The sequence below is a fragment of the Castellaniella defragrans genome (assembly GCF_014203015.1).
GTDB lineage: Bacteria > Pseudomonadota > Gammaproteobacteria > Burkholderiales > Burkholderiaceae_B > Castellaniella > Castellaniella defragrans.
This window is the reverse complement of the sequence record NZ_JACHIB010000003.1, coordinates 141,015-164,230: the sequence shown is the minus strand read 5'-3', so window position 1 is coordinate 164,230 and position 23,216 is coordinate 141,015. Positions and strand designations below refer to the sequence as shown.

The following is a 23,216-nucleotide window of genomic DNA, read 5'->3' as shown; positions in this document are numbered from 1 at the left end:
GCGCGGGCATCCAAGGGCCGGGCGGCACCGTGCGGGACGCCAACAAGGGCACCAAAGAGCTTTGCGGTTCCGCGTGAAGATATCTATAATATGAACCTTTGAAATCCGACCTGCCGCCGCATGGAAGACAATCCGGTCTGTACCGAGGACGAGATCACCACCCTCGTCCACCACTTCTACCGCCGCGTCCGCCAGGATGCGGTCCTGGGGCCGATCTTCGACGCCCACATCGACGACTGGGACGAGCACCTGGAACGCATGGTGCGCTTCTGGTCGTCGCTGCTGCGGCGCACCGGCACCTACAGCGGCACGCCCATGCCGCGGCACGTCGCCCTGCCGGGCCTGGACGGCCCGATGTTCGTGCGCTGGCTGGATCTGTTCCGCGAGACGCTGGACGAGTTCGACAACCCGGCCTTCGCGGCCCAGGCCGAGGATTTCGCCCGCCGCATCGCCCGCAGCCTGTGGTACGGCTACCAGATCAGCCACCAACCCGACCAACCCGTGACGGAGTTCGACGCCCATGTCCCGCCTGCTCGATATTGAGGAACCGGCCGCCGCCACGCCGCGGCCGTCCATGACGGCCTTCCTGGCCCTCGGCTTCCGGCCGCTGTACCTGGCCGGCGCCTCCTGGGCGCTGATCTCCATCGCCCTGTGGATCTTCGTCCCGCAGGTGCTGGACGGCCCCCTGTCGCAAGTCTACTGGCACGCCCACGAAATGCTGTGGGGCTTCATCATCACCATCGCGGTCGGCTTCCTGCTCACCGCCAGCGCCACCTGGACCGGCTTCAATCCCCTGACCGGCCGCCCCCTGGGGCTGCTGTGCCTGCTGTGGCTCGCCGCCCGGATCGGCTTCCTGGCGGGCGGCCTGACGGGCTTCTGGATCGCCACGGCGGCGGAACTGCTGTTCTTCCTGGCCGCCGCGGCCAGCCTGATGCGCGTGATGGTCAAGGGCCGCAGCCGCCGCAACTACGGCCTGCCGGTGCTGATGCTGGCGCTCGGCGCGGCCGACCTGCTGTACCTGCTCGCGGCCCTGCGGGGCGACTACGTGGTGCTGATGCAGCGCTTCGACCTGGGCCTGATCGGCATGGCCGTGGTCGCCCTGCTGATCGCCCGGCGCGTCATCCCCTTCTTTTCCATGCGCATGGTCCAGGGCCTGCAGATCCCCATGCTGACCCGCTCCGGCCACGTCCAGATGGTCTTCAGCGCCCTGGCGCTGGTGGCCGGCGTGCTGATGCAGATCGTGCCGCCCGCCGCCGGCGGGCCGGCCTTCCTGCCGCTGTTCATGGCCTTCAGCCTGGCGCTGACCGGCCTGATCAGCCTGGGCCAGCTGCTGGCCTGGCGGCCGCTGGCGGTGCTGCGCAAGCCCATGCTGTGGATCCTGTACCTGGGCTACGCCTTCATCGGCATCGGCCTGCTGGCCGCGGCGGTCCAGGTCAGCGGCCTGCTCGACCCGGCGCTGCTGCGCGGCCTGCTGGCGCGCAGCGCCACGCACGTCCACCTGATCGGCATGGCCGGCTTCTGCGTCCTCATCATCGGCATGCTGACCCGCACGGCCCTGGGCCACCTGGGGCGTCCGCTGGCGCTGGACGGCAGCATGCTGGCCAGCTACTGGCTGATGATCGCCGCCGTCGTCTTCCGGCTGGCCGCGCTGTGGCCCTCGGCCGCCAGCCAGCCCCTGCTGCACCTGGCCGGCGGCGCCTGGGTCCTGTGCATGGGCCTGTACCTGTGGCGCTTCGCGCCGATGCTGATCCGCCCCCGGCCGGACAAGCCCGCGCCCGTCGCCGCCCCGCCCCGGGCCGACGCGCGGCCCGCCCAGGCGCGCTGACCAGGGCCCGCGCCATGCGCCTGACCAACATGAGCGACTACGCGGTGCGGCTGCTGATCTACCTCGGCAGCCACCGCGAGCGCCTGTGCACGATCGCCGAGATCGCCCAGGTCTACGGCATTTCCGAACCGCACCTGATGAAGATCACGCACCGCCTCGCCCAGCGTGGCTGGATCCGCACCGTGCGTGGCAAGAACGGCGGCATGGAACTGGCCCACGAACCCGGCGAGATCCGCCTGGGCGCGCTGATCCGCGACATGGAAAACGACCTGGCGCTGGTGGAGTGCATGGGGCCCGACAACCACTGCATCCTGAGCGGCTGCTGCGGCCTGAAACCCATCGTCGCGGGCGCGATGAAGGCCTTCATGGACCACCTGGACGCCCATACCCTGGCCGACGTGATCCCGGCCGTCCCGCCCGCGGCGCTGCGCATCGCGCCCCGCCGCGTGGCGGCGGGTGGTTTCCCGACAACCGCGTGAGGCGCCGGCCGCTTCCGAAGGGAGAGCGGGGGCGGTCGGTGCGCACTGTCTGAGGAGCGCGCAGCGCGACGAGTTTGCGCACCGCCCGCTCGGACGAGAAAGGGCCGGGCAGTCCGACCACAGGGAGGACCGCCGAGCAGAGCGGAGGGGAACCGCCCGCCGCCACGCGCACAGCGGCAATCCTGCTATTGCACCAGCGGCGAATCCGCGCCCTGCATGGGGATGCCCTCGATGCGGGCGGCCCCGACCAATTGCTGCAGGTACTGGTGCACGGCGCGCCGGCGGCTGGATTCCTCCAGCCAGGCCGCCAGCCGTTCGCGCACGGCCTCGAACGGCAAGGCGCGGCCTTCGACCTTGCGGCCGGTGCGCACGATGTGGAAGCCGAAGCGGGTTTCGACCAGTTCGCCGCCCAGGGTGTATTCCGGCAGGGCGAAGACCGCGCGCTCGAATTCCGGCACCATCTCGCCGCGCGTCAGTTCGCCCAGGGCGCCACCGCCCGCGCCGGAGGGGCAATTGGAATAGGTGCGGGCGAAGGCCGCGAACGAGCCCAGGCCTTCGCGGTGCAGCTCGGCCAGCACGCCGTTGGCCCGGGCGCGCAGTTTCTGCACGTCCAGCCCGGAGGTGGCCTGGAACAGGATGTGCCAGGCCTCGACCAGGTCGCCCTCGCGGAACTCGTCGGGATGCTGCTCGTAGTAGCGCCGGCAGCTGGCCTCGTCGGCCTCGGGCGTGCGCACGTCGTGCGCCAGCACGGATTCGAGCAGGGTCTCGTCGTCCTGGGCCGACAGGTCCAGTTCGGCGGCGCGCTGGCGGCACAGCGCGCGCAGCACCAGTTCCTGGCCGGCGGCCAGGCGGGGATTGGCTTCCCGCTGGTGGCGCGGGACCTCGGCCAGGATCTCGGCCTCGGTGATGAGCGTGTCGTTGACGGTGATCATGCCTCGTGTCCCCGACCGGTTCAGCGCGGCCGCACGAGCTGCCAGGCCCGCGCCAGATAGGCGACCGAGGCGAAGCCCGACCACACGTGCACCAGGCGGGTGAAGGGGAAGATCACGAACAGCGTCATGCCCAGCACCATGTGCAGGCGGTAGACGCCGGGCACGCCTTCCAGGGCGCCGACCGCGCCGCCGCGGAAGGTGACGATGCGCTGGGCCCATTCGCCCAGCTGGACCATCACCGCGCCGTCCGAGTGGTGCACGGACGTGAAGATCGAGGCGATGCCCACCACCAGCACCAGCAGGATCCACAGCAGCGTCACCCAGTCGGACACGTTGGAATTGTGGGCCAGGCGGATTTCCGCCCAGCGGCGGTGGATCAGCAGCAGCAGGCCGATGAGGCAGACGACCCCCAGGATCGCGCCGACCACGATGGCCATCATCTGCTTGAACTGCGTCGTCACGCCGAAGGCGTGGTAGACGGCCGGCGGCGTCAGCAGCCCCACCAGATGGGTGAAGAACAGGGAAATGATGCCGATGTGGAACAGGTTGCTGCCCCAGCGCAGCGACCCGTGGCGCAGCAGCTGGCTGGAATCGCTCTTCCAGGTGTACTGCTCGCGCTCGAAGCGCAGCAGGCTGCCCACGAAGAACACGGTCAGCGCGATATAGGGATACACCCCAAAGAAAAAGAGTTCGAGCGTGGCTTTCATGGGAGTCTCCTCAAACCTGGCCGCCGGCCGGACCGGCCTGACGGGAACGGGGCGGATGGAACACGAGGGGCTGCGCGCCGTCGCCGCGGCCCGCGCGACGCATGAGCAGGGGTTCGGTGCCGTCGGCCTCGGGGCCGAAGGTGATCAGGGTTTCTTCCATGTCGCCTTCGGGGGGATCGGGCAGGACCTCGGGCTGCACGTCGGTCATGGTCCGCAGCTGGGCGAACAGGCAGGCATAGGGGCTGTCCGCTTGCGCCAGCTTGTCGCCCAGCCGGGCCAGCACGTGGATGGCGTCGCCCAGCAGGTCCTCGGCCGCCTCGGCCGGGATCTGGCCGAGGAATTCCAGGAACAGCGGCACGTAGTCCGGCAGTTCCGTGGTGGCCGGCTCCAGCCCGTGCTTCAGGTATTCGTTGCGCAGGTCCACCATGGCCTGGCCGCGGTCGCGGGATTCGCCGTGCACGTGCTCGAACAGGTGCAGGGAATGGGCCGCGCGCCGGTCGAAGGTGGCGACGTACTGCTCCTGGAGATCGATCAGGTCGGCGTCCTGCCCGAGGAAGTCGAACAGCGGCGCCAGCCGCGCGCGCACGGCGGGCGGCAGGACGGCGGACAGTTCCGGCAGGGCGTCCAGCCATTCCCGCTCGGGATAGCCGAGCAGGACGGACAGGACCGAATACACCGGCGCCGGACGGAAAGTCGTGAGGGTATCCATGCGCGCTCCTAGGCCGTGCGGGCCGGGTCGAGGAACACCACGCTCGGCTTGCGCTTGTTGCGCGGCTTGCCGAACAGCGAGCCCTCGGACGTGCCGCCCGAGCAGCCGTTGCCGAAGGTGAAGCCGCAGCCGCCCCGCAGCTCGAAGGCATTTTCGGCGCTTTCCCGGTGGGCGGTCGGCACCACGAAGCGGTCCTCGAAGTTGGCGATGGCCAGGTAGCGGTGCATGTCCTCGACCTGGTGCAGGGACAGGCCGACCTGGTCGAGGATGTCGTGGCGCTCCTGGCGGTCCACCGAGCGCGCCCGCATGAAGGCGCGCATGCCCAGCAGGCGCTCCAGCGCCGTGGCGATGGGAGCTTCGTCGCCGGCCGTCAGCAGGTTGGCCAGGTAGCGCAGGGGGATGCGCAGCGACTGCACGTCGGGAATCTCGCCGAACGAGCCGATCCGGCCGCTGTTGGCGGCCGACTGGATCGGCGAGAGCGGCGGCACGTACCACACCATGGGCAGGGTGCGGTATTCCGGGTGCAGGGGGAAGGCGATCTTCCATTCGACGGCCATCTTGTAGACCGGGGAATTGCAGGCCGCGTCCAGCCAGTTTTCCGGGATGCCGTCGGCCAGGGCCTGGCGGCGGACCTCGGGATCGTAGGGGTCCAGGAACAGGTCCAGCTGGGCCTGGTACAGGTCCTTTTCATGCAGCGTGCTGGCGGCCGCCTCGATGCCGTCGGCGTCGTAGAGCAGCACGCCCAGGTAGCGGATGCGGCCCACGCAGGTCTCGGAGCAGACCGTGGGCATGCCGGCCTCGATGCGCGGGTAGCAGAAGATGCACTTTTCCGCCTTGCCGGACTTCCAGTTGTAGTAGATCTTCTTGTACGGACAGCCGGACACGCACATGCGCCAGCCGCGGCACTTGTCCTGGTCGATCAGGACGATGCCGTCCTCGGCGCGCTTGTAGATCGAGCCCGAGGGACAGCTGGCCACGCAGGTGGGGTTCAGGCAGTGCTCGCACAGGCGCGGCAGGTACATCATGAAGGTGTTCTCGAACTGCCCGTAGATGTCCTTCTGCACCGCCTCGAAGTTGTAGTCCTGCGAGCGCTTGGCGAATTCGCCGCCCAGGATTTCCTCCCAGTTGGGGCCCCATTCGATCTTTTCCATGCGCTGGCCGGTGATCAGGGAACGCGGCCGCGCCACCGGCGGCGTGGTGCGCTCCGGGGCCTTCTGCAGGTAGTCGTAGTCGTAGGTGAAGGGCTCGTAGTAGTCGTCGATCTCGGGCAGGTTCGGGTTCGAGAAGATGCGCGACAGCAGGCGCAGCTTGCCGCCCTGGCGCGGCTCGATGCGGCCGTTGTCGCGGCGGCGCCAGCCGCCGTTCCAGCGGTCCTGGTTTTCCCAGTCCTTGGGGTAGCCCACGCCGGGCTTGGTCTCGACGTTGTTGAACCAGGCATATTCCATGCCCTCGCGGGACGTCCAGACGTTCTTGCAGGTGATCGAACAGGTATGGCAGCCGATGCATTTGTCCAGATTCAGGACCATGGCGACTTGCGCGCGGATTTTCATGTGTCGGACTCCTCAGGCCTGCGTCTGGGCGGTGACCTCATGGGTCTCGTCCATCCAGTCGATGTTTTTCATTTTGCGGACGACCACGAACTCGTCGCGGTTCGAGCCGACCGTGCCGTAGTAGTTGAAGCCATAGGACAGCTGGGCGTAGCCGCCGATCATGTGCGTGGGCTTGAGCACGGTGCGGGTCACGGAATTGTGGATCCCGCCGCGCTTGCCGGTGACCTCGGAGCCCGGCACGTTCACGATCTTTTCCTGCGCGTGGTACATCATGGTCATGCCCTCGGGCACCCGCTGGCTGACCACGGCGCGCGCGACCAGCGCCCCGTTGACGTTGAAGACCTCGATCCAGTCGTTGTCCACGATGCCGGCCTTGGCCGCGTCGATCTCGGACATCCAGACGATCGGGCCGCCGCGCGAGAGCGTCAGCATGATCAGGTTGTCCGAATAGGTGGAGTGGATCCCCCATTTCTGGTGCGGCGTGATGAAGTTCAGCACCACGTGCGGCTCGCCGTTGCTGAAGCGCTTGTCCAGCATGGGCGCGATGGTCTTGGTGTCCACCGGCGGCCGGTACACGCACAGCGATTCGCCGAAGTCGCGCATCCAGGGGTGGTCCTGGTAGAGCTCCTGGCGCCCGGTCAGCGTGCGCCAGGGGATGAGCTCGTGCACGTTGGTGTAGCCGGCGCTGTAGCTGACCTTGTCGGACTCGATCCCCGACCAGGTGGGCGAAGTCAGGATCTTGCGCGGCTGGGCCTGGATGTCGCGGAAGCGGATTTTTTCATGCTCGCTGGACTTGACCAGGTGGGAGTGGTCGCGGCCGGTGAATTTCGACAGGGCTTCCCAGGCCTTCAGGGCCACGTGGCCGTTGGTTTCCGGCGCCAGGGTCAGGATGGTCTCGCAGGCGTCGATGTCGGTGAAGATGCGCGGCTGGCCCTGGCCCACGCCGGGATCGCGCTCGCGGCCGTTGAGCTTGCCGAGGAATTCGACTTCCTCCTTGGTGTCCCAGGAAATGCCCTTGCCGCCGTTGCCGAGCTTTTCCGCCAGCGGCCCGAGCGTGGTGAAGCGCTCGTAGACGCGCTTGTAGTCGCGGTTCACGACCATCATGTTCGGCAGCGTCTTGCCGGGGATCAGCTCGCACTCGCCCTTGCGCCATTCGCGCACGTCGTAGGGGTCGCTCAGTTCGCCCGGGGAGTCGTGCTGCAGGGGCTGCAGCACCAGGTCCTCGTCGGGCAGGCCGGCGCCGGCCGCCAGCTCGGAGAATTTCTTCGCCAGGTTCTTGTAGATTTCCCAGTCGCTGCGCGATTCCCAGATCGGATCCACGGCCGCCGACAGCGGGTGGATGAAGGGATGCATGTCGGAGGTGTTCAGGTCGTTCTTTTCGTACCAGGTGGCCGTGGGCAGCACCACGTCCGAATACAGGCAGGTCGTGGACATGCGGAAATCCAGCGTCACCAGCAGGTCGAGCTTGCCCTGGGGCGCGTCCTCGTGCCAGGCGACCTCCAGCGGCTTGACGCCGCCCGACTCGCCCAGGTCCTTGCCCTGCACGCCGTGCTGGGTGCCCAGCAGGTGCTTGAGGAAATATTCGTGCCCCTTGCCCGAGGATCCGAGGATGTTGGAGCGCCAGACGAAGAGGTTGCGCGGGAAGTTGTCGGGATGGTCCGGATCCTCGCAGGAGAACTTCAGCGAGCCGTCGCGCAGGCCGTTGACCGCGTAATCCTTGGGATCCTGGCCGGCCGCCCGGGCCGCGCGCACGATGTCGAGCGGATTGGTCTGCAGCTGCGGGGCCGTGGGCAGCCAGCCCATGCGCTCGGAGCGCACGTTCATGTCGATCAGGCTGCCCTGGTATTTCGAGGGATCCGCCAGCGGCGAGAGCAGTTCCGGCACCTGCAGCTTTTCGTAGCGCCACTGGTCGGTATGCGCGTAGAAGAACGAGGTGCCGTTCATGTGGCGCGGCGGGCGCAGCCAGTCCAGCGCGAAGGTCAGCATGGTCCAGCCGGTCTGGGGACGCAGTTTTTCCTGGCCCACGTAGTGGCACCAGCCGCCGCCGGACTGGCCCACGCAGCCGCACATGGACACCAGGTTGATGATGCCGCGGTACGACATGTCCATGTGGTACCAGTGGTTCAGGCCGGCGCCCAGGATGACCATGGACTTGCCTTCGGTCTTGTCGGCGTTGTCGGCGAACTGGCGCGCCACGGTGATGACCTTTTCGCGGTCCACGCCGGTGATGCGCTCCTGCCAGGCGGGGGTGTAGGGCACGTCGTCGTCATAGGACGCGGCCGCGTTGTCGCCGCCCAGGCCCCGGTCGATGCCGTAGTTGGCCACGAACAGGTCGAACACCGTGGCGACCAGGACCTCGCCCTCGGCCGTCTGGATGCGCTTGACGGGCAGGTTGCGCACCAGCACCTCGTCGTGTTCGGTACCCTGGAAGTGGTCGTGGTGGATGCCGCCGAAGTACGGGAAGGCCACCGGCGCGACCTCGTCGTAGGCGTCGATCAGGGACAGGCGCGGATGCACTTCGTGGCCCCGGGCGTCCTTGAGCTCCAGGTTCCACTTGCCGGCGTCCCCGCCCTCCTGCTGGCCCCAGCGGAAGCCGATGGAGCCCTGCGGCACGATCAGCTCGCCGGTGTCCTGGTCGCAGGCGACGGTCTTCCATTCGGGGTTGTTGTCCTGGCCCAGGCGGTCGGCGAAATCGGCCGCCCGCAGCTTGCGGTCGGGCACGTAGCGGTCGCCCTGGCGCACCAGGCGCACCAGGAAGGGCATGTCGGTGTACTGGCGGCAATAGCGGTCGAAATAGGCGCTCTTGCCCGCGAGGTGGAATTCCTTGAGGATGACGTGGCCCATCGCCAGGGCCAGGGCCGCGTCGGTGCCCTGCTTGGGGTGCAGCCAGATGTCGCCGAACTTGGCGCCTTCGGCGTAGTCGGGGAACACGGACACGACCTTGGCGCCGCGGTAGCGCGCCTCGACCATGAAGTGGGCGTCGGGCGTGCGGGTCTGGGGCACGTTCGAGCCCCACAGCATGATGAAGGTGGAGTTGTACCAGTCGGCCGATTCGCTGACGTCGGTCTGCTCGCCCCAGGTCTGCGGGCTGGAAGGGGGCAGGTCGCAATACCAGTCGTAGAAGCTCAGCAGCGATCCCCCCAGCAGCGACAGGTAGCGGCTGCCGGAGGCGTAGGACACCATGGACATGGCCGGGATCGGCGAGAAGCCGGCGATGCGGTCGGGGCCGTGGCGCTTGATGGTGTGGATGTTGGCCGCCGCGACGATCTCGTTGACCTCGTCCCAGTTGGACCGGACGAAGCCGCCCAGGCCGCGCGCGGATTTATAGCTGGCGGCCTTGTCCGGATCGGACACGATGGCCTCCCAGGCCTGGACCGGGCCCATCGTCTTGCGCTGTTCGCGCCACAGGCGGGCCAGGCGGCCGCGCAGCATGGGGTATTTGACGCGGTTGGCGCTGTACAGGTACCACGAGAACGTGGCACCGCGCGGACAGCCGCGCGGCTCGTGGTTGGGCATGTCCGGCCGGGTGCGCGGATAGTCGGTCTGCTGCGTTTCCCACGTGACCAGGCCGCCCTTGACGTAGATTTTCCAGGAACAGGAGCCGGTGCAGTTCACCCCGTGCGTGGAGCGCACGATCTTGTCGTGCTGCCAGCGGTTGCGGTAGGCGTCCTCCCAGGTGCGGTCTTCGCGGACCACCGCGCCGTGCCCGTCGGAGAAGGATTCCTTGGGGCGGGAAAAGTATTTCAGGCGGTCGATGAAATGGCTCACGATGGACGCTCCTGTTAGAAAAGGGTTCTGCCTGGGACCGGCGCGCGGCGGCGCGTCAGCACGGGATTTCCGCGCGGCGCCGCGAGTAGTACCACCAGGTCACGGCAATCGAAACGGCATAGAACACGACGAAGAACAACAGGGCGGCATACGGGGTGCCGGTGAGTTCAAAGGACGTGCCGAAGCTCTTGGGGATGAAGAAGCCGCCGTAGGCCCCCATGGCGCCGCTGAAGCCCAGCACCGCGGCGGATTCCTTGGCGCCTTCGGTGTCGGCCCGCGCCTGGGCGTCCGGGCCGCCGCCGGCGTGGCGGCGCTGCGCCAGGGTGTTGAAGATCACGGGAATCATGGCGAAAGTGGAGCCGTTGCCGATGCCGGTCAGGAAGAAGAGGAACAGGAAGGACAGCAGGAAGCCGAAGAAGTTCCCTGGAGACTGGCCGCCCGGCAGCGAGGCCATGACGCCCAGCACCCCCAGGATCATCCAGAAGAAGGTCCAGAAGGTGACCCGCGCGCCGCCCATCCGGTCCGACAGCCAGCCGCCGAAGGGCCGCGCCATGGCGCCGACCAGCGGTCCCAGCCAGGCGTACTGCAGCGGGCGGATGTCGGGGTAGAGGTACTTGATCAGCAACGGGAAGCCGGCGGAAAAGCCGATGAAGGAGCCGAAGGTGCCCAGGTAGAGGAAGCACATGATCCAGTTGTGCTTGCGCTTGAAGATGACGGCCTGGTCGCGGAAGGATGCCTTGGCGTCGGCGATGTCGTGCATGCCCACCCAGGCCAGCATCGACACGATGATGATGAACGGCACCCAGATGAAGGCGGCGTTCTGCGCCCAGATCTCGACCGGACCGCCGTGGGCGCCCGACAGCTTCGCCATCTGCGGCTCGCCCGCCCAGGGGCCGAGGATGCCCATGGTGATGACCAGCGGCGCGAGGAACTGCACCGAGGACACGCCCAGGTTGCCCAGGCCGGCGTTCAGGCCCAGGGCGGAGCCTTTGCGCTCCTTGGGGAAGAAGAAGCTGATGTTGGACATCGACGAGGAGAAGTTCCCGCCCCCCAGCCCGCACAGCAGGGCGAGGATCAGCATGGTGGAATACGGCGTGGTCGGGTCCTGCACCGCCAGCCCCACCCCGATGGTGGGCAGCAGCAGGCTGGCCGTGGTCAGCGCCGTCCAGCGCCGGCCGCCGAACACGGGCACCATGAAGGAGTAGAAGATGCGCAGCGTGGCGCCGGACAGGGCCGGCAGCGCCGCCAGCCAGAAGAGCTGGTTTTCGGTGTAGCGGAAGCCCAGGTTGGGCAGGTTGACCGCCACCACGCTCCACATCTGCCAGACGGCGAAGGCGAGGAACAGGGCCGGGATCGAGATCCAGAGATTGACGTTGGCGATCGCGTTGCCTTCGTTTACCCAGAACGCCTGGTCCTCGGGCGTCCAGACGGTGAGCAGGCGCCCGCGGCGGGCCTTGGGGGATGCATCGGTGGAGAGGCTCATGCAAGGGCTCCTGGTTCCGGGGGCCTCCACCTTAAACCCCCACGCGCGGTAAGGGTGATGATCTGAATCAAACAGCCGCCGATTTTCCGTACCGGACACGGGGCAGTCTGTGGAGCAGGATCACGTCAGCGGGCCACCTGGGAATGCAGCCCCAGTATAGTGGCATGGCCCGATGAGGTGAAAGCCCCCGCGCCGCGCAGGCTTATGCCTGCTTGCTGTCCACTGCTTGCTGTCCACCTCGCGGCCTGCATGCCGCTCGGATTCGTCAGGCGCAGGCCAGTCCGCAGGGACTGCCCTGCGTCCAGCCTCATCCCCCAAGGGAGCGCTCAGACCCGGTCGCAGCGGATGGTGATGGGGTGGCGCCGCAGGCCCTCGATGACCTGGTCGGTGGCCTCGCCGTCGACGTCGGTGATGGCGTAGCCGATCTTGCCGCGCGTCTGGAGCTGCTGGCTGACGATGTTCAGGCCGTATTCGCCCATCAGGTTGCTGAGCGCGCCCATGGCGCCCGGCACGTTCTGGTGGATGTGGATGATGCGCGCCGCGCCCGCCTGCTCGTGGTAGGAGATCTCCGGGAAATTGACCGCGCCCTTGGTCGTGCCGCTGCTGATGAAGCGCTTGAGCTTTTCCGCGACTTCGCGGCCGATGTTTTCCTGGGATTCCTGGGTGCTGCCGCCGATGTGCGGCGTGAGGATCACGTTGTGCATGCCGCGCAGCGGGCTGTCCAGCGCCTCGTCGCGGCTCTTGGGCTCGGTGGGGAACACGTCGATGGCGGCGCCCGACAGGTGGCCGGATTTCAGCGCGCGCTGCAGCGCGGGGATGTCCACCACCGTGCCGCGCGAGGCGTTGATCAGGATGCTGCCCGGGCGCATGGCGGCGATGGCCTCGGCGTCCATCAGGTTGGCGGTGTCCTTGCCGCCGGGCACGTGCAGGGTGACCACGTCGGCCTGGCCGAGGAATTTCTTCAGCGAGGACGTGGCGTGGGCGTTGCCCAGGGGCAGTTTGGCCTCGATGTCGTGGTAGATCACGCGCATGCCGAAGGATTCGGCCAGGATGCCGACCTGGGAGCCGATGTTGCCGTAGCCGACGATGCCCAGCGTCTTGCCGCGCGCCTCGTAGGCGCCGTCGGCGGTCTTGTCCCAGAAGCCCTCATGCACGCGGGCGTTCTTTTCGGGGATGCGGCGCAGCAGCAGGATGGCCTCGCCCAGCACCAGCTCGGCCACGGAGCGGGTATTGGAGAACGGCGCATTGAACACCGGGATCCCGCGCAGCGCGGCGGTTTCCAGGTCCACCTGGTTGGTGCCGATGCAGAAGCAGCCGATGACCCGCAGGTCCGGCAGGTCGGCCAGCACGGCCTGGTCGAGATGGGTCCGGGAACGGATGCCGACCGCGTGCGCGCCCTGGAGGGCCTCGCGCAGGGCGTCGCCCGAGAGCGCTCCCGCGTGCGTGACGACATCATCGAACCCCGCCGCGACGAAGACTTCCCGGGCGCTGGCGTGTATGTTTTCAAACAGGACTATGCGTGACATCTGGACCCTTTCCGGCGATTGAGAAAAACATTCATTGTGCGATATTTCAAGTTTCTCGTCAGGGTCATCCCTGATGAAAACAGGGTCAAAGAAGAACGGGCTCAGGATTCGCCGTCCGCGACCAGGCGGTCCCGGCCGGCGGCCTTGGCGCGGTAGAGGTTTTCGTCGGCGCGGCGGAACAGCGACTGCGGCGTTTCGCCTTCCCGCCAGTGGGCGGCGCCGGCGCTCAGGGTCAGCGCGATCGTGGAGCCGTCATCGAGCTCGACGGCATTGCGGCGCACGTGCTCCAGCACGCCGGCGGCCAGGATGATCGCGTCCTCCAGCGAGGTGGCCGGCAGCAGCGCCACGAATTCCTCGCCGCCGAAGCGCGCCAGCACGTCGGAACGGCGCCGCAGCAGATTGAGCAGCACTTCGGCCACCCAGCGCAGCGCGGCGTCGCCGGCCTCGTGGCCGTGGACGTCGTTGACCCGCTTGAAGTGGTCCAGATCGAAAATGACCAGCGTACCGCGCGGGGCCGCGCCTTCGTTCGCGGCGAAGCGCGCCAGCGCCTCGTCCAGGCCGCGACGGTTGAGCAGCCCCGTCAGCGGATCGTGCAGGGTCAGTTCGCGCAGCTGCCGGTTGGCCTGCTCCAGCGCCCCCATGGTGGCGCGCAGGTCGGCCGTGCGCGACTGGACCTCGTACTGCAGCGAGCTGCGGGCGCTGGCCTCGATCTCCAGCGCCCGGCGCATCAGGTCGTGCAGCTGCATGACCTCGGCGTAGGTCAGCAGGAACATCTGGCTGCCCAGGGCGACCTGCATCCAGCGCTCCTGGGCCATGAAGCCGGGGATGTAGCCGAAGGCCGCCAGCCCGTAGGCCAGGTAGCCGGCGAAGAACACCAGCCAGGACAGCACGTACCAGCGCGCGGCGCGCTCGCCCTGGCGCAGGTGGCGCAGGCCCAGGCCGAACATCGCCACCATGCAGGCCAGGGCGTAGACCGTGTCGATCTTGATGATGAGCGAATAGGGCACGAGCAGGCTGGCCGCGAGCAGGCCCGCGCCGATCCAGGCCAGCAGCCGCATGAGCCGGGCCTGGCGCGGCCAGCGGCCGGCGTCGATCGCCAGGAAATGGCGCGTGAACCAGAGCAGGCTGAGGATGGCCAGGGTCTCGGTCAGGGGCACCGAGCGGTTCGCCAGCCAGGGCCAGTCCGGCCACAGATACTGGAAGGACAGGCCGGACATGGACGTGAGGAACAGCCCGGCGCAGAGGATGTAGGCGGTGTTGTAGAGGGACTGGCGGATCCGCAGGCGCAGGTAGAGGGCGGCGTTGAACAGGGCCAGCATGGCCAGCGCGCCCAGGAACATGCCCTGGCTCAGGCCGTGGTCCTGGGCCCAGCCGATGGCCGAGGCGCCCGAATGCAGCGACAGGGGGATGTTGATCGCGCCGCTGCTGCGCACCCGCAGCACGACCGCGAGCCGCTGCCCCGGCCCGAAATCCAGGGGCATCAGGAACAGGCGATGGCGCACCGGCCGCGCATCGAAGGGCCGGGCGTCGCCCATGCGCGCCGTGCGCAGCAGCCGCGGGGCCGCCCCGGGCGCCGGGTCCTCCGCCGAGTCCTCCGCCGGGTCCGGCGCCAAGTCCGTTGCCGGGTCCGTCCCGAGGTCGTAGACCCAGACGTCGACTTCGTCGAGCAGCGGGTAGTCCAGCTGGAGAAACCAGGTGCGGGCGGCGGGTTCCAGGTTGCGCAGGGGCGCGTAGACCCAGTAGACGGACTGGTTCTGCCGGAAGACGAGCTGATCGGCGTCGCGCCGCTCCATCGGCGCGCGGCCGCCGAGGATGTCCTCCGGACCGAGGGCGTGGGCCGCGTCGCGCAGGAAGCACAGCCGCGGCAGGGAGGGGATGTCCGCCCGGGCGAAGGACAGCCCGAGCGCCGGACAGGCCGCCTCGGGTACGGCCGCCAGGGCCCGCGCCGCGCCGAGCAGGCACAGCGCCAGGCTGATCGCCGCGGCCGCGCGCGCCCACCACCGGGCATGCGCCCCCGCCGGCATCGTCGTGCCGTGCAGCGATCCAGCGGTCCCGTCGCAGTCCGACAGATCAGCCTCCCCTATGACACAGACGTGAAACGTATGATCGTTTTTCCGCATCCAAGGAGTGCCCGGCCCCCGCAGGGCCTCCCGAGAAGATTATGGATCAAAACCCGCCGGCGGGGGGCGGTTCACAGGAGAACGCCATGGCCATCTGGCCCAGCGCATTGCTGCGCATCGACGACATCGCGCGCGACACCGTCGCGGTCCATTTCCGCAAGCCCGAAGACTTCCGGTTCCAGCCGGGGCAGACCGTTTCACTGACGCTGCCGTCCGACGCGCCGGACGCCCCGGTGCTGCGGCACACTTTCTCGCTGGTCAGCGCCCCGCACGAGAACGAACTGTGCATCGCCACCCGCGTCCGCGCCACTCCCTTCAAGCAGGCCCTGGCGCGGCTGCAGCCCGGCGCCGAGCTGCGCTTCAGCGGCCCCTACGGCAAGCTCACCCCGCCGGCCGCGACGGACCGCCCCCTGGTCCTGATCGCCGGCGGCATCGGCATCACGCCCTGCATCAGCATGCTGCGCGACGCCGCGCACCGGGGCTCGGACCGGCCGTTCCTGCTGCTCTATTCCAACCGCACCCGGGAGCAGGCCGCCTTCCTGGACGAACTGCGCGAACTCGCGCGGCGCAACCCGCGCCTGCGCCTGCTGGCCACCCTGACGGGCCCGGAGGACGGCGGCTGGGACGGGCTGCGCGGCCGGATCGACGCCGCCCTGCTGCGGCAAGCCCTCCAGGGGCTGGACGCGCCGCTGTGCTACGTGACCGGCACGCCTGCCATGGTGGAGACCATCCGCGCGCTGCTGGCCGCCGCCGGCGTGCCCGACGACGCCGTCCTGGACGAGGGCTTCCATGGCTACTGAGGCCGCGGCCGGGGCCGCGGCCAAGGTCCCGATCGATGCCCGGATCGATGCTCAGATCGAGGGGCGGGCCAAAGCCCCCGATCGAGGCTGCGCCCCGCGCCCCGCGCCCCGCGCCCCGCGCCGCGGGACCGTGGTAGTCTAAATAGTTCACTTCGCATGCCGCAAGACCGCATCCGCCAGGAATCCGATATGCCCTCCACCGCCGCGCCCCTGCCCCCCGCCGTAGACGCCTCCGCCGCGCCCTTCATGCGCACGCCCGACCTGTCCGAGCCGGACACGGGCCGCCTGCGCGCCGCCATCCGGCGCTATTTCCTGGACACCTTCGACCGCTACGAGTCCCTGTTCCAGTGCCTGGCCGGCGACGAAGCCTATTTCGTCAAACCGATTCCCCTGCGCCATCCGCTGATCTTCTATTTCGGCCATACCGCGACCTTCTTCGTCAACAAGCTGATGCTCACGCGCCTGATCGACCGGCGCCTGGACCACCGGCTGGAGTCGGTCTTCGCCGTCGGCGTGGACGAAATGAGCTGGGACGACCTGAACGACGCCCACTACGACTGGCCCTCCGTGGCCGAGGTCCGCGCCTACCGCGGCCGCGTGCGCGCGCTGGTCCTGGACCTGATCGACCACGCCCCGCTGCAGTCCCCCATCGGCTGGCAGAACCCCTGGTGGGCCATCGTCATGGGCGTCGAGCACGAGCGCATCCACCTGGAGACGTCCTCGGTCCTGATCCGCCAGCACGCGCTGAAATACGTGCGCTCCGCACCCGGATGGGCGCCCCTGCCCGACGCCGGCGGCGAGCCGCCCGCCAACGAGCTGGTGCGCGTGTCCGCCGGCACGGTGCGCGTGGGCAAGGCCTTCGACGACCCGCAATACGGCTGGGACAACGAATACGGCAGCCACGTCGCCCAGGTCGAGTCCTTCGAGGCCGGGCGCTACCTGGTCAGCAACCGCGAATATCTGGCCTTCGTCGAGGCGGGCGGCTACCGCAGCCACCGCGACTGGACCGAGGAAGGCCGCCAGTGGCTGGACTACAGCCAGGCGGAGCACCCGACCTTCTGGGTCAAGAAGACGCAGGGCTGGTTCCTGCGCCTGATGACCGAGGAAATCCCCATGCCCTGGTCCTGGCCAGTCGAGGTCAACTACCTGGAGGCCAAGGCCTTCTGCAACTGGATGGCGGCCGAGACCGGCCAGCCGGTGCGCCTGCCCACCGAGGACGAATGGTACCGGCTGTACGACGCCGCCGGCCTGCGCGACCCCGACGACCAGCCCTGCGCCGCCAACCTGCACCTGGACCACGGCGCTTCGTCCTGCCCGGTGGATACCTGGCGCCAAGGCGACTGGTACGACGTGGTGGGCAACGTCTGGCAATGGACCGAGACCCCCACCTACCCGTTCGACGGCTTCGACGTCCACCCGATCTACGACGATTTCACGACGCCGACCTTCGACGGGCGCCACAACCTCATCAAGGGCGGTTCCTGGATCTCCTGCGGCAACGAGGCCGTGCGCGCCTCGCGCTACGCTTTCCGGCGGCATTTCTTCCAGCACGCGGGCTTCCGCTACGTGGTGTCCCACGCGCCCGCCGAGGCCCCGGCCGCCTACTACGAAACCGACAAGCTGATGTCCGAATACGCCGAATTCCACTACGGCGACTCGTATTTCGGCGTGCCCAGCTTCCCGCAGGCCCTGGCGCGGCGGGCCATCGAGGCCATGGGCGAACGCCCGCGCCGCCGCGCGCTGGACCTGGGCTGCGCCTCCGGGCGGGCCACCTTCGAGCTGGCCCGCGCCTTCGAGCGGGTCACCGGGGTGGACTTCTCGGCCCGCTTCATCAACCAGGGCGTGCAGCTGATCCAGTCGGGCCAGCTGCGCTACACCCTGGCCGACGAGGGCGAGCTGGTGTCCTACAAGACCCGCACGCTGGCCGAGCTGGGCCTGGGCGAGGCCGTCGAGCGGGTGGAGTTCTTCCAGGGCGACGCCTGCAACCTGAAGCCGCAGTTCACGGACTACGACCTGGTCCTGGCGGCCAACCTGATCGACCGCCTGTACGATCCGGCGCGGTTCCTGGACCAGATCCACGAGCGCATCGTGCCGGGCGGCCTGCTGCTGATCGCCTCGCCCTACACCTGGCTGGAGGAACACACGCCGCGCGCCGCCTGGCTGGGCGGCTTCAAGAAGGACGCGGAGAACTACACCACGCTGGACGGCCTGAAGGACCACCTGGCGCCGCATTTCCAGCTGCTGGGCGCCCCCGAGGACGTGCCCTTCGTCATCCGCGAGACGCGGCGCAAGTTCCAGCACACGCTGTCGGAACTGACGATCTGGGAACGGCGTTAGGACTCCCCCACGCCGCGCAGGACGAAGTGCTCGAAGGCGTCGGGCTCCAGCGGCCGGCTGAAATGGTAGCCCTGGATGTCGTCGCAGCCGCTGGCCCGCAGGAAGGCCAGCTGCTCGGCCGTCTCCACGCCTTCGGCGATGGTGCTCATGCTCAGGCTGCGGGCCATCTGGATGATGGCCGAGGCGATCGCCTGGTCGTCCACGTCGGAATCAATGTCGCGCACGAAGCTCTGGTCGATCTTGAGCTTGTGGATCTTGAAGCGCTTGAGGTAGCTGAGCGAGGAATAGCCCGTGCCGAAGTCGTCGATCGCCAGGCGGATGCCGCGCTGGTGGAGGTCCTGGATCTTCTGTGCGGCGGTCTCCGGGGTCTTCATGGCGGCCGCCTCGGTCAGTTCCAGCTCCAGGCAATGCGGCGGCACGCCCGCCTCGTCCAGCATCCGGCTGATCCGGTCGGGCAGGTCGGGCTGGTCGAACTGCACCGCCGAGAGGTTCACCGCCACGACCAGATCCGGCAGGCCGCGGTCCAGCCAGTGCCGGACCTGCCGCAAGGCGGTGCGCAGCACCCAGTCCCCGATGGACAGGATCAGGCCGGACGACTCGGCGATCGGGATGAACTCGGCCGGGCTGACCGCCCCCCATTGGGGGGAATCCCAGCGCAGCAGAGCTTCCGCGCCGAAGATGCGGTGTTCGGACAGGCGCAGCTGCGGCTGGTAGACCAGCCGCAGTTCGCCCCGCTGCTGCGCCTGCTTCAGGGCATGGCCCAGCGCGATCAGGCGTGCGGAGCGGGCCTGCATCTCGGGCGTGAAGAAGCAACTGCCGTTGCGCCCGTCGGACTTGACCCGGTACATGGCGGTCTCGGCGTGCTTGAGCAGGATGTCGAGCTGATCGGCATCGGAGGGATACAGCGCGATGCCGACGGAGGCCGTCACGAAGGTTTCCTGGCCGTCCAGCCGCAGCGGCAGCGCCACGGCGTCCAGCAGCGCCTGCGCGCCCCGGGCGGCTTCCTGCTGGCCGGCGCCGGGCAGGATGGCCAGGAAATCGTCGCCCGACAGGCGCGAGAGGATGTCCTGCGCCCGCAGGGCCGTGCGCAGCCGGTGGGCCATTTCCTGCAGCAGCGCGTCGCCCGCCCGGTGGCCCAGCGAATCGTTGATGTCCTTGAAGCGGTCCAGGTCGATCCACAGGACGGCCAGCGCGCGGAACTGCTGGCTGGCGTACTGGAAATGCTCGTGCAGCAGCATGCGATTGGGCAGGCCGGTGAGCTGGTCGTAGTGCGACAGCTGCTGGATGCGGGCGGCGGCCTGCTTCTTTTCGGTGATGTTTTCCTTGAGCGACAGGTAGTTGGTGACCTTCCCGTCGGCGTTGCGCACCGGGTAGATGAGCACGGATTCCGTGAATTCCCGGCCGGCCTTGTCGAGGCTGACCAGTTCGCCCTTCCAGGGCTCGCCCCGGGCGATCCGGGCCCGGATGGCGGGCTGGACCGACTCCGCCATCCGCGGCGACCAGAGTTCGGTGGGGCTGCGCCCCAGCAGTTCCTGGCCGGTATAGCCGCTCAGGCGGCTGTAGGCCTCGTTGACGTACTCGATGCGGTAGTCGGTGTCCAGGATCATGATGGACACCGGGCTCTGCGCCACCGCCAGGGAAAACTTGCGCAGCATCTGTTCGTTCTCGTGCCGCTGCGTGACGTCCCGCGCGATCACGACGTAGCGGTCGATGCCGCCCGGCCGGGCCGGCTTGCGCGCCACGGACAGCTCGAACCAGCGGAGGTCCCGGCCGAGCCGCAGGCTGACGGTGCGGCCGCGCGACACGCCCTGCCGGCCCGCCTCCGCCAGCGCCGCGAGCACCGTGCCGGCGGCCTGCGGCGGCAGGATGTCCTCGACCAGCCGGCCTTTCAGGCTGGATCCGCGCCGCGACATTTCCAGGGCCTGGGCGGCATGCACGGCGAGGTAGCGGCCCCGCGCGTCCATCTCGACCACCAGGTCGGGCAGGGCCTCCAGGGTGGCCTGCAGGCGCCGCCGGGATTCTTCCAGCAGGGCGTAGGGATGCTGGACGGTTTCCACAAAGACGGCGCGGTACAGGTAGAGATAGGCCAGCACCTTGTAGAGATGCCCGAACAGGTTGTAGACGTCCATGACGCCCATGTAGCGCGTCAGGAAGAATTCGCTCTGGGCCATGATGCAGGCGGCCGCGAACAGCGCGCCGGCGTTGAAGCGGCGGGGGCCGCGCATGAGCCACAGCAGCCGGGCGGCGGCCAGCAGGTTGAGCGCGACGATCGTGTATTCGGCGCCCACCGTGAAGCCGGTGGGGCCCCAGCCGGGAATGTAGGTGGCCGGCAGCCACGCCGGGGCGCGGAACAGCAGGACCGTCACGCCGAAAACCAGCAGCAGACCGATCAGCTGCCAGCCGCTCAGGGGCATGCGGGCCGGACGCGTCCGCCAGGGCAGCCAGACCGCGGCCAGCAGGCCCAGGGCGCCGACCAGCCGGGCCGCGAGCCAGAAGCCGGTGCTGCGCGCGGTGGAGCCGGGCACGATGAAGTCCGGCATGCCCGGCAGGGTGAGCACGTGCAGGAAATCCAGCAGCGCCACCGCCAGGAAGGCGCTGGCCACCCACAGGAGGTTGGCCGGCAGCTTTTCGTGCCGCGAGCTCCAGATGAGCCCGAAGATGAGCGAGGCCACCACGATGGACAGCGTCTCCAGCGCCATGTGCAGCGGCAGGAAATTGCTGACGTCGCTGGCAGCGGCCGGCAGGCGCAGGGTCGTGACCACGATCAGGATCACCAGCAGCGCGCTGGCGGCGCCGAAGGCGCGGCGGGATTCCGCCAGATGGGCCGGATGGATGGTCATGGACGCTGCTCGTGGAACGTGCAGACCAATGTAACGGGCCGGCACCCCATCGGCAAGCCCGGTCCAATCCAGCCCGGTCCAATCCGGATCGCGGCACGGACAGCGGGCGGTCCGCCCGGACGGGGTCAGCCTTCTTCGTACAGCCCGATGCCCCACCAGCGCAGGGTGCCCGACAAATGGGCGCGCACGGCCCGCATGGCGTCTTCCTCGCGTCCGGCCAGCACGGCGTCGATGATCCGCAGGTGCTCGTCCATGGCGGGAATGATGCGCTCGGGCAGCAGCCGGCGCGACTGCTGCAGCACGGTGATGCGGTCATGGTTGCTGGCGTAGACACCCGCCGCCAGCGGGTTGCCCAACGCCCCGGCCAGCGCCAGATGCAGTTTCCAGTCGACCGCCATGGCCCATTGCTGGAGTTCGGGCGTGATGCCGCCGAACGCCTGGTCCCTGACGGCGGCATGCTCCTCGCGCAGGGCCTGCATCGGCGCCTCGCCCAGCCGGGCGGCCAGGACCCGGGCGCCTTCCTGGTCGAGCATGCAGCGCAGGTGGAAACAGGACCGGATCGTGTCGGGCGTGGGCTCGATGACCAGCACCCCGCGTTTGGGCAGGATCCGCACCAGGCCGGCGGATTCGGCGTGCTTCACGGCTTCGCGCACGGGCGCCAGCGGAAAGCCGGTCTTTTCCACCAGCTCCGCGATCGAGACCAGCTGGCCGGCCCGGACTTCGCCCCGGAACAGCAGGTCCCGGAAGGCCAGGAAGGACTGGTCGGCCAGCAGCATGTCCTGCGCCATCACGCCTGTCCTGGGGCTGAAGCCGCGTCCTCGGCATCGCGCAGATCCACCTCGATCCTGCCATCCAGCACGTCGTGGGCACGCTGACGGTCCACGTCGCCTTCCCAGGCGCCGATGACGACGGTGCCCACGCAATTGCCGATCATGTTGGTGAGCGCGCGCGCCATGCCCATGAACCAGTCCACCGACAGCACCAGCACCAGGCCGATCGCGGGAATGTCGGGGATGACGCTGAGCGTGGCCGCCAGGATCACGATGGCCGAACCGGGCACGCCATGGGCCCCCTTGGATGTCAGGAGAGACACGCCCAGGATCAGCAGCAGGTGAGAGAATTCCAGCGGCGTGTCCGTCGCCTGGGCGATGAAGACGGCGGCCAGCGTCAGGTAGATCGAGAAGCCGTCCAGGTTGAACGAGTAGCCGGTCGGCACGACCAGACCGACGGTCGAGCCGCGTACCCCCATGAGTTCCAGCTTGCGCATGACTTGCGGCAGGACTGCGTCGGAAGAGGCCGTGCCCAGCACCACCAGCAGTTCCTCCCTCAGGTAGCGCAGCAGCTTCAGGATGTTGAAACCCGCCAGACGCAGGATGATGCCCAGCACGACCAGCACGAAGATCACGCAGGTCACGTAGAACAGGGCTACCAGCAGCCCCAGCGATCCCAACGTGCCCACGCCGTATTTCCCGACCGTGAAGGCGATCGCCCCCAGCACGCCCAGCGGGGCCAGCTTGACGATGAAACCGATGATCTTGAAGAACACATGCGATAGGCAGTCGACCAGATGGACCACGGGACGGCCGCGTTCTCCCAGCAGGGCCACCGCGACGCCGAACAGGATGGAGATCAACAGTACCTGCAGGATGTCGCCCGAGGCGAACGCATCGACGAGCGTAGTCGGAATGATACGCATCAGGAAGCCGACCGTATCGGTGGCGCCGCCCACGCGCGACGTGTAGGCGGACAGGGCGCTGGCATCCAGCGTGCCCGGATCGACGTGCATGCCGTGCCCGGGCGTGAACAGGTAGGCCAGCGCGATCCCCAGGGCCAGCGCGAAGGTCGTCACGACCTCGAAATACACCAGGGCCTTGACCCCGACGCGGCCCACCTTGCGGATGTCGCTGGTGCCGCAGATGCCGTGCACCACTACGCAGAAGACCAGCGGCGCGATGATCATCTTGATCAGCTTGATGAAGCCGTCGCCCAGCGGTTTGAGCGACGTTGCGAATTCCGGCCACGCCACGCCCACGATGATCCCCAGCACCAGGGCGATCACCACCTGTCCAAACAAAGTCCTGTGAAAACGCTTCATTGTCTCGCTCCTTGTCCTCGAGGGTACGCTGCCGATCCGGCAGTC

The 23,216-nt window shown here is 68.5% G+C and carries 16 protein-coding genes; 5 read left to right on the top strand and 11 right to left on the bottom strand.

The genetic code is table 11. The features are described 5' to 3' along the window. Nucleotides 1–120 precede the first annotated feature (120 nt). From HNR28_RS03340 to HNR28_RS03330, 3 genes are read left to right on the top strand one after another with little or no spacing between them, the layout of a single operon-like run. Nucleotides 121–543, top strand: coding sequence for a group III truncated hemoglobin (locus tag HNR28_RS03340; protein ID WP_043684317.1), 423 nt, complete (start codon nt 121–123; stop codon nt 541–543). Next, nucleotides 521–1,825, top strand: coding sequence for an NnrS family protein (locus HNR28_RS03335; RefSeq protein ID WP_043684319.1), 1,305 nt, complete (start codon nt 521–523; stop codon nt 1,823–1,825). The genes HNR28_RS03340 and HNR28_RS03335 overlap by 23 nt, the downstream gene beginning before the upstream one ends. Before the next feature lie 14 nt (nt 1,826–1,839). Then, on the top strand, nt 1,840–2,304 hold the full coding sequence (locus HNR28_RS03330; protein WP_043684322.1) for an RrF2 family transcriptional regulator: 465 nt from the start codon (nt 1,840–1,842) through the stop codon (nt 2,302–2,304). 185 nt (nt 2,305–2,489) lie between these two features. Here HNR28_RS03330 and HNR28_RS03325 read toward each other — a convergent pair whose 3' ends face one another. The 8 genes from HNR28_RS03325 to HNR28_RS03290 form a co-directional block, all read right to left on the bottom strand. Beyond that, on the bottom strand, nt 2,490–3,236 hold the full coding sequence (locus HNR28_RS03325) for a peptidylprolyl isomerase (protein WP_043684324.1): 747 nt from the start codon (nt 3,234–3,236) through the stop codon (nt 2,490–2,492). A gap of 20 nt (nt 3,237–3,256) precedes the next feature. Beyond that, nucleotides 3,257–3,943: a respiratory nitrate reductase subunit gamma gene (narI, locus tag HNR28_RS03320; protein WP_043684326.1), complete on the bottom strand. Its 687-nt coding sequence runs from the start codon at nt 3,941–3,943 to the stop codon at nt 3,257–3,259. 10 nt (nt 3,944–3,953) lie between these two features. Further along, nucleotides 3,954–4,652 carry a nitrate reductase molybdenum cofactor assembly chaperone gene (gene narJ / locus HNR28_RS03315; RefSeq protein WP_043684328.1) on the bottom strand — a complete coding sequence of 233 codons (699 nt, stop codon included), beginning with the start codon at nt 4,650–4,652 and terminating at the stop codon, nt 3,954–3,956. A gap of 8 nt (nt 4,653–4,660) precedes the next feature. Further along, nucleotides 4,661–6,202, bottom strand: a complete 1,542-nt coding sequence (gene narH / locus HNR28_RS03310; protein WP_043684330.1) for a nitrate reductase subunit beta — start codon at nt 6,200–6,202, stop codon at nt 4,661–4,663. Nucleotides 6,203–6,214: 12 nt separating this feature from the next. After that, a complete protein-coding gene (locus HNR28_RS03305; protein ID WP_151023745.1) occupies nt 6,215–9,970 on the bottom strand; it encodes a nitrate reductase subunit alpha in 3,756 nt (1,251 codons plus the stop codon). Nucleotides 9,971–10,025: 55 nt separating this feature from the next. After that, nucleotides 10,026–11,453 carry a NarK family nitrate/nitrite MFS transporter gene (locus HNR28_RS03300; protein WP_151023744.1) on the bottom strand — a complete coding sequence of 476 codons (1,428 nt, stop codon included), beginning with the start codon at nt 11,451–11,453 and terminating at the stop codon, nt 10,026–10,028. A gap of 326 nt (nt 11,454–11,779) precedes the next feature. Beyond that, complete coding sequence (gene serA, locus HNR28_RS03295; RefSeq protein WP_043684341.1) at nt 11,780–12,979, bottom strand: phosphoglycerate dehydrogenase; 1,200 nt, start codon at nt 12,977–12,979, stop codon at nt 11,780–11,782. Nucleotides 12,980–13,080: 101 nt separating this feature from the next. Further along, nucleotides 13,081–15,003, bottom strand: a complete 1,923-nt coding sequence (locus HNR28_RS03290) for a sensor domain-containing diguanylate cyclase (protein ID WP_170288402.1) — start codon at nt 15,001–15,003, stop codon at nt 13,081–13,083. A gap of 182 nt (nt 15,004–15,185) precedes the next feature. Here HNR28_RS03290 and HNR28_RS03285 point away from each other — a divergent pair, with 182 nt between their 5' ends. Together HNR28_RS03285 and ovoA are read left to right on the top strand one after the other, a co-directional pair. Then, the gene (locus tag HNR28_RS03285) at nt 15,186–15,899 is read left to right on the top strand and encodes a ferredoxin--NADP reductase (RefSeq protein ID WP_043684344.1); all 714 of its coding nucleotides are present in this window, start codon (nt 15,186–15,188) and stop codon (nt 15,897–15,899) included. A gap of 189 nt (nt 15,900–16,088) precedes the next feature. Beyond that, nucleotides 16,089–18,236, top strand: a complete 2,148-nt coding sequence (ovoA, locus tag HNR28_RS03280) for a 5-histidylcysteine sulfoxide synthase (RefSeq protein WP_151023742.1) — start codon at nt 16,089–16,091, stop codon at nt 18,234–18,236. Here the strand turns inward: ovoA and HNR28_RS03275 are convergent. The 3 genes from HNR28_RS03275 to HNR28_RS03265 form a co-directional block, all read right to left on the bottom strand. Beyond that, the gene (locus tag HNR28_RS03275; RefSeq protein WP_151023741.1) at nt 18,233–21,076 is read right to left on the bottom strand and encodes a bifunctional diguanylate cyclase/phosphodiesterase; all 2,844 of its coding nucleotides are present in this window, start codon (nt 21,074–21,076) and stop codon (nt 18,233–18,235) included. The genes ovoA and HNR28_RS03275 overlap by 4 nt on opposite strands. Nucleotides 21,077–21,201: 125 nt before the next feature. After that, on the bottom strand, nt 21,202–21,864 hold the full coding sequence (locus tag HNR28_RS03270; RefSeq protein WP_151023740.1) for a GntR family transcriptional regulator: 663 nt from the start codon (nt 21,862–21,864) through the stop codon (nt 21,202–21,204). Beyond that, on the bottom strand, nt 21,864–23,171 hold the full coding sequence (locus HNR28_RS03265) for a C4-dicarboxylate transporter DctA (protein ID WP_151023739.1): 1,308 nt from the start codon (nt 23,169–23,171) through the stop codon (nt 21,864–21,866). The genes HNR28_RS03270 and HNR28_RS03265 overlap by 1 nt, the downstream gene beginning before the upstream one ends. Nucleotides 23,172–23,216 lie beyond the last annotated feature (45 nt).